17 protein-coding genes are annotated in these 19,223 nt (G+C 61.6%); 5 read left to right on the top strand and 12 right to left on the bottom strand.

Annotation, left to right across the window (positions count from 1 at the left end; all coding sequences use genetic code 11):
• Positions 1-19 precede the first annotated feature (19 nt).
• From C1949_RS14205 to C1949_RS14190, 4 genes are all read right to left on the bottom strand, one after another.
• Positions 20-568 (bottom strand): cupin domain-containing protein, encoded by a 549-nt coding sequence (locus C1949_RS14205; protein WP_104739137.1) that lies wholly within the window; start codon positions 566-568, stop codon positions 20-22.
• A gap of 104 nt (positions 569-672) precedes the next feature.
• Positions 673-1,743, bottom strand: a complete 1,071-nt coding sequence (alr, locus tag C1949_RS14200; protein ID WP_104739136.1) for an alanine racemase — start codon at positions 1,741-1,743, stop codon at positions 673-675.
• A 102-nt stretch (positions 1,744-1,845) separates the two neighbouring features.
• Positions 1,846-2,202: a RidA family protein gene (locus C1949_RS14195; protein ID WP_104739135.1), complete on the bottom strand. Its 357-nt coding sequence runs from the start codon at positions 2,200-2,202 to the stop codon at positions 1,846-1,848.
• Positions 2,177-3,478: a D-amino acid dehydrogenase gene (locus C1949_RS14190; RefSeq protein ID WP_104739134.1), complete on the bottom strand. Its 1,302-nt coding sequence runs from the start codon at positions 3,476-3,478 to the stop codon at positions 2,177-2,179. Before C1949_RS14190 ends, C1949_RS14195 begins: the two co-directional genes overlap by 26 nt.
• Positions 3,479-3,621: 143 nt before the next feature.
• Between C1949_RS14190 and C1949_RS14185 the strand changes: the two genes are divergently transcribed.
• The 3 genes from C1949_RS14185 (at position 3,622) to C1949_RS14175 (ending at position 7,063) form a co-directional block, all read left to right on the top strand.
• Positions 3,622-4,116, top strand: a complete 495-nt coding sequence (locus C1949_RS14185) for an Lrp/AsnC ligand binding domain-containing protein (RefSeq protein ID WP_104739133.1) — start codon at positions 3,622-3,624, stop codon at positions 4,114-4,116.
• Positions 4,117-4,218: 102 nt separating this feature from the next.
• Positions 4,219-5,523, top strand: coding sequence for an NAD(P)/FAD-dependent oxidoreductase (locus tag C1949_RS14180; RefSeq protein ID WP_104739132.1), 1,305 nt, complete (start codon positions 4,219-4,221; stop codon positions 5,521-5,523).
• A 121-nt stretch (positions 5,524-5,644) separates the two neighbouring features.
• Positions 5,645-7,063 carry an MATE family efflux transporter gene (locus C1949_RS14175; RefSeq protein ID WP_104739131.1) on the top strand — a complete coding sequence of 473 codons (1,419 nt, stop codon included), beginning with the start codon at positions 5,645-5,647 and terminating at the stop codon, positions 7,061-7,063.
• Here C1949_RS14175 and C1949_RS14170 read toward each other — a convergent pair.
• The 7 genes from C1949_RS14170 to C1949_RS14140 form a co-directional block, all read right to left on the bottom strand.
• On the bottom strand, positions 7,054-8,394 hold the full coding sequence (locus C1949_RS14170; protein WP_104739130.1) for a ribonuclease J: 1,341 nt from the start codon (positions 8,392-8,394) through the stop codon (positions 7,054-7,056). The two genes, C1949_RS14175 and C1949_RS14170, sit on opposite strands and share 10 nt — an antisense overlap.
• Before the next feature lie 136 nt (positions 8,395-8,530).
• Positions 8,531-9,760, bottom strand: coding sequence for a nucleoside recognition domain-containing protein (locus C1949_RS14165; protein ID WP_104739129.1), 1,230 nt, complete (start codon positions 9,758-9,760; stop codon positions 8,531-8,533).
• 6 nt (positions 9,761-9,766) lie between these two features.
• Positions 9,767-10,651, bottom strand: a complete 885-nt coding sequence (locus C1949_RS14160; protein ID WP_104739128.1) for an N-acetylmuramoyl-L-alanine amidase — start codon at positions 10,649-10,651, stop codon at positions 9,767-9,769.
• Complete coding sequence (locus C1949_RS14155) at positions 10,648-12,363, bottom strand: GGDEF domain-containing protein (RefSeq protein WP_104739127.1); 1,716 nt, start codon at positions 12,361-12,363, stop codon at positions 10,648-10,650. Before C1949_RS14155 ends, C1949_RS14160 begins: the two co-directional genes overlap by 4 nt.
• 53 nt (positions 12,364-12,416) lie before the next feature.
• Positions 12,417-13,226, bottom strand: a complete 810-nt coding sequence (locus C1949_RS14150; RefSeq protein WP_104739162.1) for an endonuclease/exonuclease/phosphatase family protein — start codon at positions 13,224-13,226, stop codon at positions 12,417-12,419.
• A 51-nt stretch (positions 13,227-13,277) separates the two neighbouring features.
• Positions 13,278-13,916 (bottom strand): thiol:disulfide interchange protein DsbA/DsbL, encoded by a 639-nt coding sequence (locus tag C1949_RS14145; protein WP_229744452.1) that lies wholly within the window; start codon positions 13,914-13,916, stop codon positions 13,278-13,280.
• A 163-nt stretch (positions 13,917-14,079) separates the two neighbouring features.
• Positions 14,080-14,688, bottom strand: a complete 609-nt coding sequence (locus tag C1949_RS14140; protein ID WP_104739125.1) for a c-type cytochrome — start codon at positions 14,686-14,688, stop codon at positions 14,080-14,082.
• A gap of 320 nt (positions 14,689-15,008) precedes the next feature.
• On the opposite strand from C1949_RS14140, the gene yihA reads away from it, so the two are divergent.
• A complete protein-coding gene (yihA, locus tag C1949_RS14135) occupies positions 15,009-15,659 on the top strand; it encodes a ribosome biogenesis GTP-binding protein YihA/YsxC (RefSeq protein ID WP_104739124.1) in 651 nt (216 codons plus the stop codon).
• A gap of 459 nt (positions 15,660-16,118) precedes the next feature.
• On the opposite strand, the gene polA is transcribed toward yihA, so the two are convergent.
• Positions 16,119-18,860 (bottom strand): DNA polymerase I, encoded by a 2,742-nt coding sequence (polA, locus tag C1949_RS14130; RefSeq protein ID WP_104739123.1) that lies wholly within the window; start codon positions 18,858-18,860, stop codon positions 16,119-16,121.
• Between the two features lie 72 nt (positions 18,861-18,932).
• Between polA and C1949_RS14125 the strand changes: the two genes are divergently transcribed.
• Entirely contained in the window at positions 18,933-19,217 is a 285-nt protein-coding gene (locus C1949_RS14125; RefSeq protein ID WP_104739122.1) for a DUF2782 domain-containing protein, read from the top strand.
• Positions 19,218-19,223 lie beyond the last annotated feature (6 nt).

The following is a 19,223-nucleotide window of genomic DNA, read 5'->3' as shown; positions in this document are numbered from 1 at the left end:
ATGCCGTGCCCGAGGGGGCTTAGAAGTTGGCGGGTGTGGTGGCGCTGATCAGCACGCAGGGCTCGTCGAACGGGTTACGAAAACGGTGCGGCTGGTTGCTGTCGAAGTAGTAGCTGTCGCCGGTTTCCAGCACATAGATCTCACTGCCAACGGTCACTTCCAGCTGGCCACTGACCACGGTGCCGGCTTCTTCACCTTCGTGGTTGAGCATTTCCGGACCGGTGTCGGAGCCCGGCGGGTAGGTCTCGTTGAGGAAGGAGAACGCACGGTTGGGATGCCCCTTGCCAACCAGCTTCATGGTGACTTCGTTGGAGCCGATGTCGAGCAGTTCATCGGCGCGGTAGATCACCTTGCGCTGGGTGTCTTCTTCCAGTTCCAGCGAGAAGAAGTCGACCAGTGACATGGGGATTCCGGAGAGGACTTTTTTCAGCGAGCTGACCGAGGGGCTGACGCTGTTTTTCTCGATCATGGAAATAGTGCTGTTGGTGACGCCGGCCCGCTTGGCCAGTTCACGCTGCGATAAACCTTTGAGTTTGCGAATGGTTTTGAGACGAGCACCCACGTCCAATGGCTGATTCCTCCGGGGAATGGTGGACAGGACGCCGCGAGGGCGTCATTTGACGGGGGATAATTGCATGGCTGTTCAGAATTTTCAACAGCCGTGCAATCTACTTAGCCACGATAGTGACGGGGTACCCGGTTCAGGTTGCAGAACAGCTGGTAGGGAATGCTGTCGGCCCAGCTTGCCACTTCACTGGCGTTCAGGCCATCACCCCAGAGGGTGACGCTGCTGCCGAGGCCACTGCCGGGCAGGTCGGTCAGCTCGACGGTCAGCATGTCCATCGACACCCGGCCGATCAGGCGGCTGCGCTGGCCATCGACCAGCACCGGGGTGCCGTCTTTGGCGTGGCGCGGATAACCGTCGGCATAGCCCATGGCAACCACGCCGACGCGGGTTGGTCGGGTGGTGATGAAGCGTGAGCCGTAGCCGATTGGCTCGCCCGCCGGAAGGTCGCGCACGGCGATGATGCGCGAGGTCAGTTGCATCACCGGACGTAGCTTGGCGGCGTGTTCCTGTTCGAACTCGAACGGGGTTGCGCCATAGAGCATGATGCCGGGGCGCAGCCAGTCGTTGTGGGCCTGCGGCCAGGCGAGAATGCCGGGCGAGTTGCACAGGCTGGCCGGACCGTCGAGGCCGGCGGTGGCGGCGGCAAAGGTTGCCAGCTGTTGTTCGGTGCGGCCGGTGTCGGGCTCGTCGGCACGGGAGAAGTGGGTGATTTTGGTCAGGCTGGCAACCTGTGGCAGTGCGGCCAGGCGGCGCCAAATGGTGGCGTACTCATCCGGGCTGAAACCAACACGGTGCATGCCGCTGTCGAGCTTTAGCCAGATATGCAGCGGGCGGTTGAGGTTGGCCGCTTCCAGCTGCTGCAGCTGGACATCGTGGTGCAGCACCGCCCACAGGTCATGCTCGGCCAGTAGCGGCAGCTCATCGGCCTCAAACCAGCCTTCGAGCAGCAGGATCGGGCCGCGAATGCCAGCGGCGCGCAGTTCCAGAGCCTCCTCGATGCAGGCGACGGCGAACCCATCGGCATCGGCCTGCAGCGCCTCGGCGCAGTGTACGGCACCATGGCCGTAGGCGTTGGCCTTGACTACCGCGAGCGCCTGGCGCCCGGACAGTGATTTGGCCAGTTGATAGTTGTGACGCAGGGCAGACAGATCGATCAGTGCTTGGGCTGGGCGCATGGGCAAGGAATCTTGAATAAAAAAAGACGGGGCAATGTGCCCCGTCAGAATATCAGAGGTCGCCGATTGCGTGGGGACGACAACTGAGAGGGTAAAACAGCATTACAGAGCCGCAACCACCGACATCTCGACCAGAATTTCCGGCTCGCACAGCTTGGCTTCAACTGTCGCGCGGGCGGGCGCGGTGCCAGCCGGCAACCATTGATCCCAGACGCTGTTCATGGCTTCAAAGTCGGCGTCGATGTCCTTCAGGTAAATGGTCACCGACAGGATGTTGGTCTTGTCGGTACCGGCCTCGGCCAGCAGTTTTTCAATTTCTTGCAGGGTGCTGCGGGTCTGCTCGGCGGCGTCTTTGGCAAGGTCGTCATCGGCGGCCACCTGACCGGCAAGGTAGACCGTGTTCTGGTGAATCACGATCTGGCTCATGCGGTGATTAGTGTGCAGACGCTGGATGGCCATGGTGCGGGTGTTCCTTGTGGTTGGAGTAACGGTCAAAGCTGTAGTCGCCGGCATTGAGCGCGGGCTTTTCGCCGGACAGCAGGTCGGCCAGCAGTTTGCTCGAGCCGCAGGACATGGTCCAGCCCAGGGTACCGTGACCGGTGTTGAAGTACAGGTTACGCAGGCGGCTGGCGCCGATGATCGGCGTGCCGTCCGGGGTCATCGGCCGGAAGCCGGTCCAGAAGGTGGCTTCGGCAACCTTGCCGCCCTGCGGGAACAGGTCGGACACAACCATCTCCAGTGTTGCACGACGCTTTTCTTTCAGGGTGTCGTCAAAGCCGGTCAGCTCGGCCATGCCGCCGACGCGGATACGATCGGCGAAGCGGGTCACGGCAACCTTGTAGGTTTCGTCCATGATGGTTGAAACCGGCGCCATGGCGTCATCAGCCACCGGCAGGGTCAGCGAGTAGCCCTTGACCGGGTAGATCGGCAGGTCAAAGCCGATTGGGCGGGCCAGTTTCGGCGAGTAGCTGCCGAGGGCCAGCACATAGCGGTCGGCGGTCAGTACTTCGCCGCATTCCAGGCGCACGCCGTTAATCTGGGTGCCGTCGCTCAGCAGTTCGTCAATGGCGCAGTTGTAGCGGAATTCAACGCCCAACTCGGCAGCCTTGGCCGCGAGGCGGGTGGTGAACAGGTGACAGTCGCCGGTTTCATCGTTCGGCAGACGCAGGCCGCCGACAATCTTGTCCGCGCTGGCGGCCAGACCAGGTTCGACACGCACGCAGCCCTCACGGTCGAGGACTTCATAGGGCACGCCACAACGTTCGAGTACGGCGATGTCCGGGGCCGCGGCATCCATCTGCTTCTGGGTGCGGAATACCTGCAAGGTGCCCTGCTCACGGTGTTCGTAATCGACACCGCTGTCGCTGCGCAGATCCATCAGGCAGTCACGGCTGTACTCAGCCAGGCGCATCATGCGCTCCTTGTTGACTGCGTAACGGGCTTCGGTGCAGTTGGCCAGCATCTGTACCATCCAGCGGTACTGGTGCGGGTCGCTGGTTGGGCGGATGGACAGCGGGGGGTGCTTGGCCAGCATCCATTTGACGGCCTTGAACGGCACGCCCGGTGCAGCCCACGGGGCGGAGTAGCCGGGGGAGATCATGCCAGCGTTGCCAAAGCTGGTTTCCAGACCGGCGCCCGGCTGGCGATCAACCACGGTGACCTGATGGCCGGCGCGGGCCAGATACCAGGCGCTGGTAACGCCGATGACGCCACTACCGAGGATGAGAACCTGCATGCTGTTGCTCCCGGAAAAGATTCTGTGAATTTGCCCTTGGGCGATATTGCTATTCTATGGCAAGTGATCTGGTCTGATTTTTCGTTTATTTTGCATATTGCAGAGTAAGATTCTCTTGTTTGTTTTCTTTTTAGGTGGATTTTATGAAAACAAGAAAGGCCTCCAGCCGCGAGCTGGATCGGATCGACCGCCACATCCTGCAGCTGCTTCAGGAAGAAGGGCGGATGTCCTATGTGGAGCTGGGCGAGCGTGTGGGGCTCTCTACCACGCCCTGTATGGAGCGGGTGAAACGGCTGGAGCGGGAGAAGTTCATCCTCGGTTATGGTGCCCGGCTTAACCCGCACAAGCTACAGGCGAACCTGCTGGTGTTCGTGGAGATCAGCCTCTACTCCAAGTCGGCCGACATCTTTGACGACTTCCGTCGGGCTGCGACCAAGTTGCCGCATGTGCTGGAATGCCATCTGGTGTCCGGTGACTTCGATTACCTGATCAAGGCGCGAATTTCCGAGATGGCCTCCTACCGCAAGCTGCTTGGCGACATCCTGCTGCGTCTGCCAGGGGTTCGCGAGTCAAAGAGCTATATCGTGATGGAAGAGCTGAAGGAAACCCTGGCGCTGCCGATTCCCGACGCGGATTGACGCGGGATTGTCCGGCTGCTGCGATCTGGTTATGCTGGGCGTCAATTTTTATTTACGAAGTTTCACGATTTCAAACGCAAACGACCGCAAACGGACAATCTCATGCTGCGCAGTTCAACCCATACTCACGAGCACGCACCCTCTTATTACGCCGCAACTGCCAACCAGCAGCTCGGGTTGCCGGTCTTGCAGGGGGAAGAGCAGGCTGATGTCTGCATCGTTGGCGGCGGTTTTACCGGCGTCAACACGGCGTTGGAGCTGGCTGAGCGCGGCTTGTCGGTGGTGTTGCTGGAAGGGCATCAGATTGGTTGGGGTGCCAGCGGTCGTAATGGTGGGCAACTGATTCGCGGCGTTGGTCACGATGTTGACCGCTTTGAGAAGCAGATTGGCGCGGACGGTGTGCGCAACCTCAAACTGATGGGCATTGAGGCCGTCGAGATCGTCACTGAGCGGGTGGCGCGCTTCAATATCGACTGTGATCTGACCATGGGCTATTGCGATCTGGCCAACAAACCGGCGCATATGGAGGGCTTTCTGGCTGATCGCGAAGAGCTCAAATCGCTGGGCTATCGTCACGAGATGAGCGTCATCGAACATGCGCAGCTGCACACCGTGGTCGGCTCCGACCGCTACATCGGCGGCATGACCGACATGGGCTCCGGCCATCTGCACCCGCTCAATCTGGTGCTCGGTGAGGCCGCAGCAGCTCGTCAGCTGGGCGCCCGCCTGTTCGAGCACTCCCCGGTTACCCGCATCGACTACGGAGACACCCTGACCGTGCATACGGCAACCGGCCGGGTGCGGGCGAAACAGCTGGTGCTGGGCTGCAATGCCTACATGGGCCAGCTTAACCCGAAGCTGGGCGGCACGGTGATTCCGGCCGGCAGCTATGTGATTGCCACCGAGCCGTTGGGCGAGGAGCGCGCGCGTAGTCTGATCCCGCAGAACATGGCGTTGTGTGATCAGCGGGTGGCGCTGGATTACTACCGTCTTTCCGCCGATCACCGCCTGCTGTTCGGCGGCGCCTGTCATTATTCGGGCCGCGATCCGGCGGATATTGCAGTCTATATGCGGCCGAAGATGCTCAAGGTGTTTCCGCAGCTGGCGGATGTGAAGATCGAGTATCAGTGGGGTGGCATGATCGGTATCGGCGCCAATCGTCTGCCGCAGATCGGTCGTCTTGATGATCAGCCGAATGTGTTCTACGCCCAGGCCTACTCTGGTCATGGGGTCAACGCGACCCACTTGGCCGCGCGTTTGCTGGCCGAGGCCATTGCGGCGCGGGCCAGTAACGGCTTCGACATTTTCGCCAAGGTGCCGCATATGGCGTTCCCGGGTGGCCAGCGCTTCCGCGCCCCGCTGCTGGCGATGGGCATGCTCTGGGAGCGCACCAAAGAACTGTTCTAGCAACACGGGTTCGCGCGCCGGGTTAGTCCGGACGTGAACGCAGTTTAGTTATATGTTGACTAGCACATTTACTTTATATGGTGTTTGACATTTAATTGGCTGCTCACCCAGGAGCAGCTGCATGACCTCAACCTCCCCGGTATCGGGTGCGCCCGACGCGCGTACCACACGTCTGTTGCAGGCACCCATTCTGCCGTTGTTGCTGACGCTCGCCTGGCCCAACGTATTGATCATGTGCGCGCAGGCATCCACCGGCCTGATTGAGACCTGGTGGGTGGCCAGACTGGGTACTGATGCGCTGGCCGGGATGGCGTTGGTATTTCCCGGTGTGATGCTGATGCAGATGATGTCGGCCGGTGCCTTGGGTGGTGGCATCTCCTCCGCCATTGCACGGGCATTGGGCGGGGGACGTCGTGAAGATGCCAATGCGCTGGCTCGCCACGCGCTGCTGATCAATGGCGGGATCGGCGTGCTGTTTTCTGCGCTGTTTCTGTGCTTCGGAGAGCCGCTGTATCGGCTGCTGGGTGGTGAGGGTGCTGCACTGGAGGCCGCGCTGGCCTACTCGGATGTGGTCTTTGCCGGCATGCTGGCGCTGTGGTTGATGAACGGCCTGGCCAGCGTCATACGTGGCACCGGCAATATGCTGTTTCCGGCGCTGGTGACCTGCTTTGGGGTCGTGCTGCTGATTCCCCTGTCACCGCTGCTGATCTTTGGGCTTGGGCCGTTACCGGGACTGGGCATCGTCGGCGGTGGTGCGGCCATGGTGCTATATGCGCTGACGGGGGCGGCGATCATGTTCTGGTATCTCCTGTCCGGGCGCAGCGTGGTACGGCTGGGTCCGGGCCCTTTGCGCTGGCAGCATGTGCGCAGCATTCTTGGCGTCGGGCTGCTATCGTCGGTTTCAACGCTGCAGACCAACGTGCTGATTGCCGGTGCGACCGCGCTGGTTGCCGCCAGTGCAGGCGTGGAGGCCGTTGCCGGCTTTGGTACCGGGGTGCGACTGGAATATGTGCTGGTACCCCTGGCATTCGGCATCGGGGCGCCGCTGGTCGTCTTGGTGGGCACCAATCTGGGGGCCGGACAGCGCCAGCGGGCCTTGCACATTGCGTTGACTGGCGGCTTGGTGGCTTTTGTCGCTACAGAGTGCATCGGGTTGAGTGCCGCTTTCTGGCCGACGGCATGGTTACGGTTGTTCACCGCCGACCCGCAGGCACTGGAGGTCGGTGCGGTCTATCTGCGCATGGTCGGGCCATGTTACGGCCTGTTTGGTCTGGGCCTGGCGTTGTACTTTGCTTCGCAGGGTAGCGGGAGGCTGTTGTGGCCGTTGATCGCAGGCTTCATTCGCTTGTGTATCGCGCTGGTTGGTGGCTGGTTGTTGCTGCAACTGACAGACCGTCTTGAGGCGGTGTTTGCCATGCTGGCGCTCGGCATGGTGGTTTATGGCGTGGTTATGCTGCTGGCGGTCTGGCATGGCGGTGCCTTTGCCAGGTCGTTGGCAGCGAGGGACCTGCGCTGGTGGTGGCGCAGGGGTCAACGCTGATCGATATCCACCAAACCGTGCGGCAGCTCTGCGACCTTGGCTGGGTGTCCGCTAAGGTCGATCAGGTCGCCGTTGGCGGGGACCAGTCCGCCTAGCCCCAGTTCACGACCCAGCGCCATGTGGGCCTGCTGGTGGTAGCGCTCGCCGTGCACCGGTAGCAGGTGGCGCGCTTTCAGCCAGCCGTAGAGCTGGCGCAGGTCGTCCTGTGGCGGGTGTCCGGAGGCGTGCACATCGGGCTGCATGTCGTCATCGATCAGCTCGACGCCCTGCTCTTTCAACCCCTGCTTGATACGTTCCAGTGCCACCTCGTTGCCGGGGATCAGGCGTGAGGAAAAAATCACCGTGTCACCCGCCTCCAGGCTCAGCTGCGGATGGCTGCCGGCGGCCAGCCGGCCGAGCGCTGCGCCTGGCTCACCCTGGCTGCCGGTGCAGACCCAGAGTTGCTGTTCACGTGGTAGGTGACCCAGCTCCCAGGGGCCGATAAACCCCGGGCGACCGGGCAGATAGCCCTGGGCACGACCGATGCTGTGCATGTGCGTCAGGCTGCGCCCCAGCAGCGCGGCATAACGACCGCAGTCGAAGGCGATGTCGGCCAAGCTGTGCAGGCGTGCCAGGTTGCTGGCAAAGCAGGTGACGATGACGCGCTGACGGCAGGGCCGAATAGCGTCCTGCAGGCCATTCTGCACCGCGGCTTCGGAGCGGCTGGCGCCGGGCACCGAGGCGTTGGTCGAGTCGCCAATGATCACATCAACCCCGGCACGGCCCAGTTGCTGCAATCGGGCCTGGGCGGTCAGCTCGCCGACCACCGGATGGTTGTCCAGCTTCCAGTCGCCGCTGTGGTAGAGGCGCTTGCCGGCAACCTCCAGCACGATCGCGTGCGATTCGGGGATCGAGTGGGTTACCGGAATCCACTCGGCCTGAAAGGCACCGATGCCGATGGGCTCCAGCGGGCGGATTTCCTGCAGGCGCGGCCAGGTCAGGCCTGGATCGAGCTTGGTGCGAATCAGTTGGGCGGCAAAGGGGCTGGCGTAGATCGGGCAGTCCAGCGCGCGCCATAGATGCGGGATGGCACCGATGTGGTCTTCGTGGCCGTGGGTAATCAGCAGCGCCGACAGCTTTATGTCGTGTCGCTCCAGTGCCGCCAGGCTGGGCACTGACACGCTGTTTCGCCCACTGGGCGTGGGGTTCAGCGCGAAGCCACAATCCACCGCAATCCACTCACCGCCCGAGCCGTACAGGTAAAAATTGGCCCCGAACATACCTGCGCCGCCGAGGGCCACAAACCAGGGGCCGGGTTGGCGGTGGAGTTGGTCAAAGCGTGGGGCGGGCATGCAGGTCTCTCAGCTACAAGCGGCAAGCTTCAAGCCACAAGCGGATGGGTGTAGAGCAAGAGGTTAGCATAGGAGGCCGGATTGTTGCTGTGCTGTGAACAGCTAAGCTCGGTCTGCTTGAGGCTTGGAGCTGGCTTTAGCCAAAAAACCAATAACACACCCCAATCGCCGTGAGCATACCGGCGAGGTCGGCCAGCAGGGCGCAGCCGAGGGCGTGGCGCACGCGACTGATACCGATCGCGCCGAAATAGACAGCGAGTACGTAGAAGGTCGTCTCGGTACTGGCTTGGAAGGTGGCGGCCAGCTGGGCCGGGAAGCTATCTACGCCGAAGGTATTCATGGTCTCGATCATCATGGCCCGGGAGCCGCTGCCCGACAGTGGCTTGATGAACGCCGTCGGTAGCGCGTCGATAAAGCGGGTGTCCCAGCCAAGCCCTTCCGCCAGCCAGCGAATGCCGTCGAGTATCGCGTCGAGCACCCCGCTGGCGCGCAGTACGCCGACTGCTACCAGCATGGCGACCAGGAACGGCAGCAGTGAGATGGTGACCTCGAAGCCCTGTTTGGCACCTTCGATAAAGCTGTCGTAGACGTTGACCTTGCGCAGCGCGGCGATTAGCAGAAAGGCGATGACAATACCGAACAGGGTGAGATTGCCAACCAGCGTTGACGTCGCAGCCAGCGCTTCGGCCGACAGGCCCGCCAGTGTGGTCAGCAGCAGGCCGAGTGCAGCGGCACCGCTGGCAAGATACGCCAGCACCACCGGGTCCCAGAGTTTCAGGCGCTGCATCAGCGCAACGCTGAGCAGGCCGACCAGGCTGGACGCGCTGGTAGCCAGCAGAATAGGTAGAAATACCTCGGTGGGGTCACTGGCGCCTTGCTGGGCGCGGTACATGAACACAGTGATCGGTAGCAACGTGAGCGACGAGGTGTTGAGCACCATAAACAGGATTTGCGCGTTGCTGGCGGTGTCCTTGCTTGGGTTCAGGCTCTGCAATGAGTGCATCGCCTTGATGCCGATCGGGGTAGCTGCGTTGTCCAGCCCGAGTACGTTGGCAGCGAAGTTCATGGTGATGTGACCGAGCGCGGGATGGCCGCTCGGCACCTCGGGCATCAGACGCCTAAACAGTGGGGCGAGCAGGCGTGCCAGCTGGTTGATGAGCCCTGCCCGCTCGGCAATGTTGAGAAAGCCGAGCCACAGGGTCATGGTGCCGACCAGCACCAGCACGATTTCCACACTTAGCCGGGCCATGTCGAACAGCGCCGTGACCAGGCGACTGAAGACCTCTGCGTCGCCCAGGCCCAGCCATTGCCAGAGTGCGGCGGCGAAGGCGCTGAGGAAGAAGCCGAGCCAGATCCAGTTGAGCATGTAGGATCAGTCCCGGTCGACGGTGCAGGGTGGCAACCGTGGTGCGAGCGCGTGTTCGGGCGCCTGATACCATTCGGGGTCGCGCTGATTCAACAGGTGGCTGGCCTGGTCAGGCACCAGAGCGGCTAGGATGGCAGCGGTCTCGCTGTCGGGAATGCCATTGAAGCGGGCCGGGCGATAGCGCATCTGAAAGGCGGCGATGACATTGCGGGTCACCTCGTCCAGCTCGCCGTGCAGTGGCACCTCGTAGCCCCAGTCGTGCAGGCTCTGCTGGAACCAACTGACCGCAGGGGTGCGTCCGGCAAGCCACTGGCGCATGACCCGTGTGCGCTGAGGATCTGCTCCGGTAGCAACGCCGGCGGCGACCAACTGGGCCCAGGGAAAACGCGGGCCCGGATCGACCTTGCGCTGGGGGGCAATGTCGCTGTGCCCCAGTACGCGCTCCGGCGCAATACCGTGGCGCTGTTCAATATCGCGTAGCAGGCGGATAAGTGCGTCGATCTGCCGTTGGTCCCAGGGATGCCAGCGGCGACATGCAGCTTCATCGGTGTAGCCGGGGTTCACCAGCTCGATACCGATAGAGCTGCTGTTCAGCCAGGTTCGTCCCTGCCAGCTGCTTTCGCCGGCATGCCAGGCGCGCTGGTTCTCGTCGACCAGTCGATAGATGACCGGGTCGTAATCGCTGATCAGGTAGTGGCTGCTGACATCCCGCTGGGTGAGGGTGTGCAGCGAGCGCTCAAACCCCGACGAGGTGTAGTGCAGGATGATGTATTGAGCGCGGCTGTCCTGGCTGCTGGCCTGATACCGAGTGTCGATGACCAGCTCCGAGCCGCAGGCAGCCAGCAAGACGGTGCAGCAGAGCATCAGGACAGGACGCACGAGTGAACTCATGGGGTATCGGCAGCGACGATCCGGTTTCGGCCATCCTGCTTGGCCCGGTACATGGCCTGGTCGGCGCGGTCGAAGGTGCCATCCAGCGTGTCGCCATCACGGAACTCGGTGTAACCGATGGAAATGGTCACCGGTACCGGCTCGTTCTTGAAGTGGAACGGGGTGTGTTCAATGCCGCTGCGCAGTTCCTCAAGCGCGGTTGCACCCTGCTCAGGGGTGACACCCGGCATCAGGATGACAAACTCCTCACCACCGAAACGGCCGATGAAGTCGGTCTTGCGCAGCCGGCGTGACAGTTGCTGAGCGATCAGACGCAGCACCTTGTCGCCGGCCAGATGGCCAAAACGGTCATTGATGGACTTGAAGTGGTCAACGTCGAGCACGACCAGCAACAGGCGGCCGCCATAGCGCTGCCAGCGCTCGTGCTCTTCTTCCATGCGGCGCTGCAGGCCAGCGCGGTTGGCAAGGCCGGTCAGACTGTCGAGCATGGCCTGGCGACGCTGCTCTTCGAGGTGGCGGCGGAAGGTTTTGGCCTCCAGCTCCATTACCTGGATGCGCTCGACCATGGTGTTCAGTTGGGCCGACACCTGGCTGTCACGCTCTTCGCGCAGCTCGCGGGCCTTGTCGATATTTTCCAGCAGCGAGTTCAGCCGTAACTCGACGTTGGCCTTGAGGGTGGTCAGGTCGTCGGCGTCGCGGACGTTGTTATTGAGCCCTTCTACCTGGCTGCGGATGTCGCCGGCGAGCTCGCGCTCGGCCTCAAGCGAGCCACTGTAGTTAGACTGCGCTTCCTCCAGGCTGCCCTGAAACTGACTAAGTCGCTGATTCAGCTGCTGCAGATAGTGCTCGAACTCTGCCTGGCGGCTTTCCTGAGAGCCCAGTATGACGGTAGACAGGCTGTCCAGCAGGGCGGCCAGCTCATACCAGTTCAGTCCGCGACTGACCTGTTCGCGCAGGCGGTCGCGGATGGACTGCTGGGTCTCCATGACCTCCAGGTCGTTGAGCAGGCGGAGCAGTATGGATTCGATGTGAGCAGCAACTTGAGAGAAGTTCTGCTCTGCGCCGCTGAGGTTGCCAGAGACCTTTGGTGATGGTGCGGGTAGCTCGCTGATGTCCTCTGCGGTGGCTGCCGGGTCGTCATCGGTCGGGCTCGCGTCGCTGGTTTCGGTGGTCTCCGCCTCGGCCTGAATCTCCTCGGCAGCCTCGTCGCTTTCGCTGCGGCGCTCGCCGCGGCCGAACAGGCGTCCCCAGAGGTTGGCCGGTTCTGGGCTGGGTTCGCTGGCCAGGGTGTGACCCTGCAACTGCTGCAGGTCGCCGAGAATGCTGTCGAGCTGGCGTGGCAGCTCGGCAAGATCGTTGAGGCGCCGGTCAAGGTCGCGCAGCGCCTTGGCCGTGTCGCGCGGAGGCTCGTTGTCCTGAAGCTGTTCGATGATGCCGTGCAGACTTTTGCTGATGTTGCTGGCACGCTCCTGGCGGCGCTGATCGGCGCTCAGAACAGCATGCTCCAGTTTCGGCAGCAGTTCGGCGAGCATGCTGGGCGGTGAGTCTGCGTGCAGGGCCCGGCGTAACTCCTTCAGGCGCTTGTCGAGCAGTGAGTCGATACCTGACGCAGCAATGCTGACCCGCACCAATCCTCGCTTGAGCAGTTCCGTCTGCTCGCCAGGCTCAGAATGCTGGTACGAGCCGTTGGCGATAGGGTGGGTGTCCGGCATGGGTGCTCCAGGGATTTATGTCCCAGAGATTATAGGTGATGCAACTCTGCTGACTAGCCTTTACACAGCGGCGAGGGCAATTTGATGTGCATGGCGACTGGCAGGTGGTCGGAAATGGCCTGGGGCAGCACATCAACCTGTTCGACACTGAGGCTGGGGCTGACCAGAATGTGATCCAGCACCCGAGCCGGTTTCCAGCTGGGGTACGTGCCGGGCAGGTCTGGGGCCTGGAGGTTCGCTCCTTTCAGCGGCGAGTGCTGCAGCAGATCTTCGGCGTGGGTGTTCATGTCACCCATCAAAACGACGTGGCGGTGATCGGCTATGCGCTCGCGAACATAGGCAAGCTGGTTGGCGCGCCCTTTGGTGCTCAACGCCAGGTGCATCATGACCACCAGCAAGGAGTTCTCGCCCTGTCCGAACTGGGTCAGGATGGCGCCGCGGCCTGGCAGAATACCCGGCAGCTTGTGGTCTTCCAGCAGGTCGGGAGCATAGCGGCTCAGCAGCCCGTTGGAGTGTTGGGCGAAGCGGCCAAGGTTACGGTTCAATTGCTGATACCAGTAAGGGAAACCACTTTCCCTGGCCAGGTGCTCAACCTGATTGACGAAGCCGGAGCGCAGACTTCCGCCGTCTACCTCCTGCAGGGCAACAAGGTCAAACTCGTTCAGTAACTGGGCAACTCTGCCCAGTTGGTGCTGACGGCTGGCGCTGGGCAGCAGGTGCTGCCAGCTGCGGGTCAGGTAGTGGTGGTACTTCTGGGTGTTGATGCCGACCTGAATATTGAAACTCAACAGGCGCAGTATTTCCGGGAGGGGGCGCTGGTCGGTCTGGCACTGGCTGTTGATCCGCAGCTCACCCGGTGCCATGTGGCCCCGGGTGGTGCGGGTCGAGCTGATATTGCCGACGGACAGCATGATTTAGCCCTGGTTGGCCTGGCGTTCCTGCTCGACCAGGTACTCGGCAATCTTCAGCATGTTTTCGAAGGTGCCGGCCATCTTGCCTTCGATGCGGTATTTGCCGTTGACGATCAGGCAAGGCACGCCGGTGGCGCGGTAGTCGCGGGCCAGCCGTCCGGCCTGTTCGACGCGGCTCTTGACGCCGAACGACGACCAGGCCCGCTCGAATTGATCCCGGGTGATGCCATAGGGTTCGAGGAATTCGATCATGGCGTCTTCGCTGTCGAGATGATTCCTTTCGCGGTGAATCGCGCTGAACACGGCGTCATGGGTTTCTTCCAGCTTGCCGAGGCTTTCCAGGGTGTAGAACAGTTGACCGTGCTTGTTCCACAGTCCGCCGAACATGGCCGGAACCGGGCGGAAGTTGACGTCTTCTGGCAGAGTCTTGGACCAGGCTTCGATGGTCGGCTGGAAGGCGTAGCAATGCGGGCAGCCGTACCAGAACAGCTCGGCGACCTCAATCTTGTCCGGATCCTGGGTGGGAGCCGGGTTTGGCAGGACCACGTAATGCACGCCTTCCTGATAGGTGGCCTCCTGGGCCTGGGCCAGAGCAAAGCTGCCGAGCAGCCAGATCAGGGCAACGCTGAACAACGCACGCATGTAGTTCTCCATAACGGGGTAGTGACAGGTTTCAGACCCGACAGTAGAGGAAAGATTCCGTGATTACCAGACGTAACTGTAGCGTCGGATGACGGCTGCGAAGGGCCCATGAAAAAAAGGGGTAGCCATCGGCTACCCCTTTTTTCTGCAACGATGCGAGCGCTTAACGCAGGCCCTGGATATAGCTGGCAACAGCCTCAATATCCTTATTGCTCAGGCGGCTGGCGACGGTGCGCATGATCATGCTGTCGCCGTCATTGGTGCGGTTGCCTTCGCGGAAGTCGGTCAGCTGCTTGGCAGTGTAGGTTGCGTGCTGGCCAGCCAGGTGTGGATAACCTGCCGGCGGGTTGCCCTGACCAGTCGGCGAGTGGCAACCGGTGCAAGCCGGCAGGCCGGTTTCCAGGTTGCCGCCGCGGAAGATCTCTTCGCCACGAGCAGCCAGCGCCGGGTCGGCTGCGCCCAGGCTAGCGGTCTGGGATGCGAAGTATGCCGCTACGTCAGCCATGTCCTGCTCGCTCATGCCGTCAAGGATGCCGGTCATTTCGATCACAGTGCGACGACCTTCCTTGATGTCAGTGATCTGCTTGAGCAGGTAGCGCTCGCCCTGGCCGGCCAGCTTCGGGAAGTTTGGCGCAGGGCTATTGCCGTCTGCACCGTGGCAGGCGCCGCACACGGCAGCCTTGGCCTGGCCAGCTTCAGCGTTACCCTCAACGGCGTGCGCGGCAGTGGCGACACCCAGGGTCAACGCCAGACTAACGAGTAATTTATTCATCGGCTAATCCAATAACGGCTAAAAGAAAACGGTTGGCAGTGCCTGCAGTCCGGCCTTGTTGACCGCGTTATCATGGCAGGCAGCCGTGATTGTGTGCCCATGCTAGCGGCGCGCTGCCCGGGGTGCAATGGCTGAAATGCCGCACCCTTGGCCGCACCTGCGACGCTCATGAGTCCTCGGGATGCCGGTGGTTGGCGGTGCGTCTTGACGCTGGCCAATTCATCCGTGCTTCCCACAACCGCGGCATTATATACTAAGCGCGCCGCAAACGTGAATGTCATCAGTGCCGGTCCTAGCATGCCGGCCAAAATGGAAATCCCATGTCCTCCAGTACTCCTCTTGTTTCTCTTTGCCAGCAAGCGACTTTCATCAAAAGTGCGAGCCTGGTTACCCAGTGCCCACCTGATATCGGACTGGAAGTGGCCTTCGCGGGGCGTTCCAATGCGGGCAAGTCCAGCGCACTCAATACCTTGACCCATGCTCGGCTGGCGCGCACTTCAAAAACGCCGGGACGCACGCAGTTGATCAACTTCTTTCGCCTTGACGAAGAGCGTCGGCTGGTCGATTTGCCCGGTTATGGCTACGCCAAGGTGCCGCTGGAGCTAAAGGCGCACTGGCAGCAGCACCTGGATGCTTACCTGACCGGGCGACGTAGTCTGGCTGGCCTGGTGCTGGTGATGGATCTGCGCCACCCGCTGTCCGATTTTGACTGCATGATGCTGGAATGGGCGCGTAAAAGCGGTATTCCTGCCCATGTGCTGCTGAGCAAGGCCGACAAGCTGGCCTTTGGCGCAGCCAAGAATGAGTTACTCAAGGTGCAGGCGAGGATGCGCAAGGAGCTGCGTTCCGACGCGACTGTGCAGCTGTTTTCGTCACCCAAGCGACAAGGGGTTGAGCAGGCCCATGAGGTACTGGCGGGCTGGTTGTTCCCGCCGGAAGTCGAAGCTGGTCAGGCAGACGGGGAGTCCTGACGCGCCGGGGTTGGCAAAAAAAGATAAAAAAAACCCCGAGCTTCTATGGGGAGGGAGGCTCGGGGTTCAACGAACCGGGCTGTGCTAGGAAAGGGAGTGCCCGGTTTTCTGCCAACACTAAATCACATCTAAGGAGCATGAATGGCTCTTAAGCCGTTCATAAGTTCTGACCGGGCAGGTTCGGGATAAGTTCAAAAAAAGTTTTAGACGGAAAGATTATGAAAACGGCAGCGCTTAGGCGCTGCCGTTTTCAGCCGCAAGCTGCAAGCCTCAAGCCGCAAGTTGGGCCGGCGCGGGGGCGAGCCACGCGGACTTTCTTGAGATGACGTGTCGCAGTAAAGCGACTAGAAAACCGTTGACCACCTCGCTATCGCGCACATCCTGATTAAGCTTGCAGCTTGCAGCTTGCAGCTTGCAGCTTGCAGCTTGCAGCTTGCAGCTCGGCCCAAAGGGCCGCCCTCAGTGTGCCTCGTCCCAGTTGTCGCCCACGCCGACCTCGACCACCAGTGGTACGTCCAGTTCTGCGGCCTGCCCCATTCGTTCCTTGAGACCTTGGCTGACGGCCTGGATCTGGTCTTCACGCACTTCCAGCACCAGTTCGTCGTGCACCTGCATGATCACGCGGGCGTCCAGCGCGCTGTCGTCCAGCCACTGGGCTACCTTGATCATGGCGCGCTTGATGATGTCGGCAGCGGTGCCCTGCATTGGTGCGTTGATGGCGGTGCGCTCGGCGGCCTTGCGCATGGCCTGGTTTTTGGCATGAATTTCCGGCAGGTACAGACGGCGACCGAACAGGGTCTCAACGTAGCCCTGCTCGCCTGCCTGTTCCCGAGTGCGCTCCATATAGGCCAATACGCCAGGATAGCGGGCGAAATAGCGATCGATATAGGCCTGGGCCTGCTTACGGTCGACCCCGATCTGTTTGGCCAGCCCAAAGGCGCTCATGCCGTAGATCAGCCCGAAGTTGATCGCCTTGGCGCTGCGGCGCTGGTCGCTGGTGACCTCCTCAAGCGGCACGCCGAACACTTCAGCGGCAGTGGCGCGGTGAACGTCGAGGTCGTGGCGGAAGGCATCGAGCAGGCCGGCGTCCTGCGCCAGATGGGCCATGATCCGCAGCTCGATCTGTGAATAGTCCGCCGCCAGCAGCTTATAGCCCTTGGGGGCGATAAAGGCCTGGCGGATGCGGCGCCCTTCGGCGGTGCGGATCGGAATGTTCTGCAGGTTCGGGTCAGAAGATGACAGTCGCCCGGTCGCCGCTACCGCCTGGTGGTAGGAGGTGTGGATGCGCCCTGTGCGCGGGTTGATCTGCTCCGGCAGGCGGTCGGTGTAGGTGCTCTTGAGCTTGCTGACGCTACGATACTGCATGATCACCTGCGGTAGCTCGAAGCCTTGCTCGGCCAGCTCGGCCAGCACTGCTTCAGCGGTCGATGGCTGGCCCTTGGCGGTTTTCGACAGCACCGGTAGGCCCTGCTTTTCATACAGAATGGCGCCCAGCTGCTTGGGTGAGCCGAGGTTGAACTCCTCACCGGCCAGCTCGAATGCCTGGCGCTCCAGTGCCACCATTTTCTCGCCCAGCTCGATGCTCTGTTCGCCGAGCAGCTTGGCGTCAACCAGCGCGCCGTTGCGTTCGATGCCGGCCAGTACCGGCATCAGCGGCATTTCGATGTCCTGCAGTACTTTGGCCAGCGATGGCAGTGGCTGCAGTTTGGCCCACAGGGCCTGATGCAGGCGCAGGGTCACGTCGGCGTCTTCGGCGGCATAGGGGCCGGCCTGTTCCAGCGCGATCTGATCGAAGGTCAGCTGCTTGCTGCCCTTGCCGGCGATCTCTTCGAACTTGATGGTGCTTTGGCCCAGATACTTGAGCGACAGACTGTCCATATCGTGGCGCGTTGCGGTGGCATCGAGCACATAGGATTCGAGCATGGTATCGAACGCCACACCCTGCACGCGGATATCGTAATGGGCCAGCACATTGATGTCGTATTTGGCGTGCTGCGCGACCTTGGCCTTGTTCGGGTCTTCCAGATACGGCTTGAGTGCGGCCAGCACCGCGTCGCGATCCAACTGGTCGGGTACGCCCATGTAGCTGTGTGCGACCGGGATATAGGCGGCTTCGTTGGCTTCGACCGCCAGCGAAACGCCGACCAGCTCGGCGCGCTGGGCGTCGATACTGGTGGTTTCGGTATCAAAGGCAAACAGCTCTGCGCTCTTCAGTTTGTCCAGCCAACGCTCAAAGTCGGCCTGCTCGGTGATGATTTCGTAGCGCTTTTCGGTTTCTGAGCTGGGCTCGCTGCCAGTGTCTGCGCTGGAATCAGCCTTGGCTTCACGCAACAGGTCGTCCAGCCAGGTTTTAAATTCCATTTCGCGGTACAACTCGATCAGCGCATCGCGGTCGACCTCGCCCGGCATCAGGGCGTCGGCCCTGACCTCCAGTTCGACGTCCAGCTTGATGGTCGCCAACTGATAGGAGAGGTAGGCCATCTCCTTGTGCTCTTCCAGCTTCTCCGGCAGCTTCTTGGCGCCGCGAATCGGCAGTTCCGGCACCTTGTCGAGACTGCTGTAGATGACGTCCAGGCCGCCGCCGACGCCGGTCAGCAGGCCGAGCGCGGTCTTCTCGCCGACGCCGGGTACGCCCGGAATGTTGTCGACCTTGTCGCCCATCAGTGCCAGGTAGTCGATGATCAGCTCCGGGCCGATGCCGAACTTGTCGTGTACGCCCTGGATATCCATGACCGTGTTGGTCATGGTGTTGACCAGCGTGATGTGCTGGTCAACCAGTTGGGCCATGTCCTTGTCGCCGGTGGAGATCACGACCTCGCGGCCGGCGTCGGCGCTCTGCCGTGCCAGGGTGCCGATCACATCATCTGCTTCGACGCCCTCAACGCACAGTAGCGGCAGCCCGAGTGCGCGCACCGCCGCGTGCAGCGGCTCGATCTGAGCACGCAGCTCGTCTGGCATTGGCGGGCGGTGCGATTTGTACTGTTCGAACATGTGGTCGCGGAAGGTCGGCCCTTTGGCGTCGAAGACCACGGCGAAGGGGCTGTTCGGGTACTGCTTGCGCAGACTCTTGAGCATGTTCAGAACGCCTTTGACCGCACCGGTAGGCAAGCCCTTGCTGGTGGTCAGCGGTGGCAAGGCGTGGAAGGCGCGATAAAGGTAGGACGAGCCGTCCACGAGGACGAGCGGAGTAGTATCTGTCATGCGTCAGGTCAACAATTTGAGAGTCATTGGGGCTAGAATGGGCACATCACTCAAGCAAAGGACAAGACTAACATGATTCGCAAACTTGGCTTTGGATTGGCCGCTTTCCTGCTGTTGGGCAGTGTTTCGGTCATGGCGCAGGACGCGGTTCCTACCGAGCCTGAGGTAACCATCCGTCAGGAAGGTGATCGCACGGTCGAGGAATACCGGGTTAACGGTTTTCTCTATGCCATCAAGGTAACGCCGAAAACCGGCGCGCCCTATTACCTGGTGGCGGTGGATGAGGATGGTAACTACGTCCGTTCCGACCAGCCCAACGGCTTGCGTATTCCGTCGTGGAAAATCTTCGAATGGTGAGCTGAG

This window comes from Halopseudomonas oceani (assembly GCF_002903165.1).
In the GTDB taxonomy this organism is placed as follows: domain Bacteria; phylum Pseudomonadota; class Gammaproteobacteria; order Pseudomonadales; family Pseudomonadaceae; genus Halopseudomonas; species Halopseudomonas oceani.
This window is presented reverse-complemented; position numbering and strand designations above follow the sequence as displayed.

Excerpts from the sequence above, each read along its gene's own strand:
- C1949_RS14190 (WP_104739134.1), bottom strand. The coding sequence starts at position 3,478 with ATGCAGGTTCTCATCCTCGGTAGTGGCGTCATCGGCGTTACCAGCGCC.
- C1949_RS14160 (WP_104739128.1), bottom strand. The coding sequence starts at position 10,651 with ATGAGTTCACTCGTGCGTCCTGTCCTGATGCTCTGCTGCACCGTCTTG.
- C1949_RS14155 (WP_104739127.1), bottom strand. The coding sequence starts at position 12,363 with ATGCCGGACACCCACCCTATCGCCAACGGCTCGTACCAGCATTCTGAG.
- C1949_RS14180 (WP_104739132.1), top strand. The coding sequence starts at position 4,219 with ATGCTGCGCAGTTCAACCCATACTCACGAGCACGCACCCTCTTATTAC.
- C1949_RS14195 (WP_104739135.1), bottom strand. The coding sequence starts at position 2,202 with ATGGCCATCCAGCGTCTGCACACTAATCACCGCATGAGCCAGATCGTG.
- C1949_RS14185 (WP_104739133.1), top strand. The coding sequence starts at position 3,622 with ATGAAAACAAGAAAGGCCTCCAGCCGCGAGCTGGATCGGATCGACCGC.
- polA (WP_104739123.1), bottom strand. The coding sequence starts at position 18,860 with ATGACAGATACTACTCCGCTCGTCCTCGTGGACGGCTCGTCCTACCTT.
- C1949_RS14175 (WP_104739131.1), top strand. The coding sequence starts at position 5,645 with ATGACCTCAACCTCCCCGGTATCGGGTGCGCCCGACGCGCGTACCACA.
- C1949_RS14150 (WP_104739162.1), bottom strand. The coding sequence starts at position 13,226 with ATGGCACCGGGTGAGCTGCGGATCAACAGCCAGTGCCAGACCGACCAG.
- C1949_RS14165 (WP_104739129.1), bottom strand. The coding sequence starts at position 9,760 with ATGCTCAACTGGATCTGGCTCGGCTTCTTCCTCAGCGCCTTCGCCGCC.
- alr (WP_104739136.1), bottom strand. The coding sequence starts at position 1,743 with ATGCGCCCAGCCCAAGCACTGATCGATCTGTCTGCCCTGCGTCACAAC.
- yihA (WP_104739124.1), top strand. The coding sequence starts at position 15,009 with ATGTCCTCCAGTACTCCTCTTGTTTCTCTTTGCCAGCAAGCGACTTTC.
- C1949_RS14140 (WP_104739125.1), bottom strand. The coding sequence starts at position 14,688 with ATGAATAAATTACTCGTTAGTCTGGCGTTGACCCTGGGTGTCGCCACT.
- C1949_RS14125 (WP_104739122.1), top strand. The coding sequence starts at position 18,933 with ATGATTCGCAAACTTGGCTTTGGATTGGCCGCTTTCCTGCTGTTGGGC.
- C1949_RS14145 (WP_229744452.1), bottom strand. The coding sequence starts at position 13,916 with ATGCGTGCGTTGTTCAGCGTTGCCCTGATCTGGCTGCTCGGCAGCTTT.
- C1949_RS14170 (WP_104739130.1), bottom strand. The coding sequence starts at position 8,394 with ATGCCCGCCCCACGCTTTGACCAACTCCACCGCCAACCCGGCCCCTGG.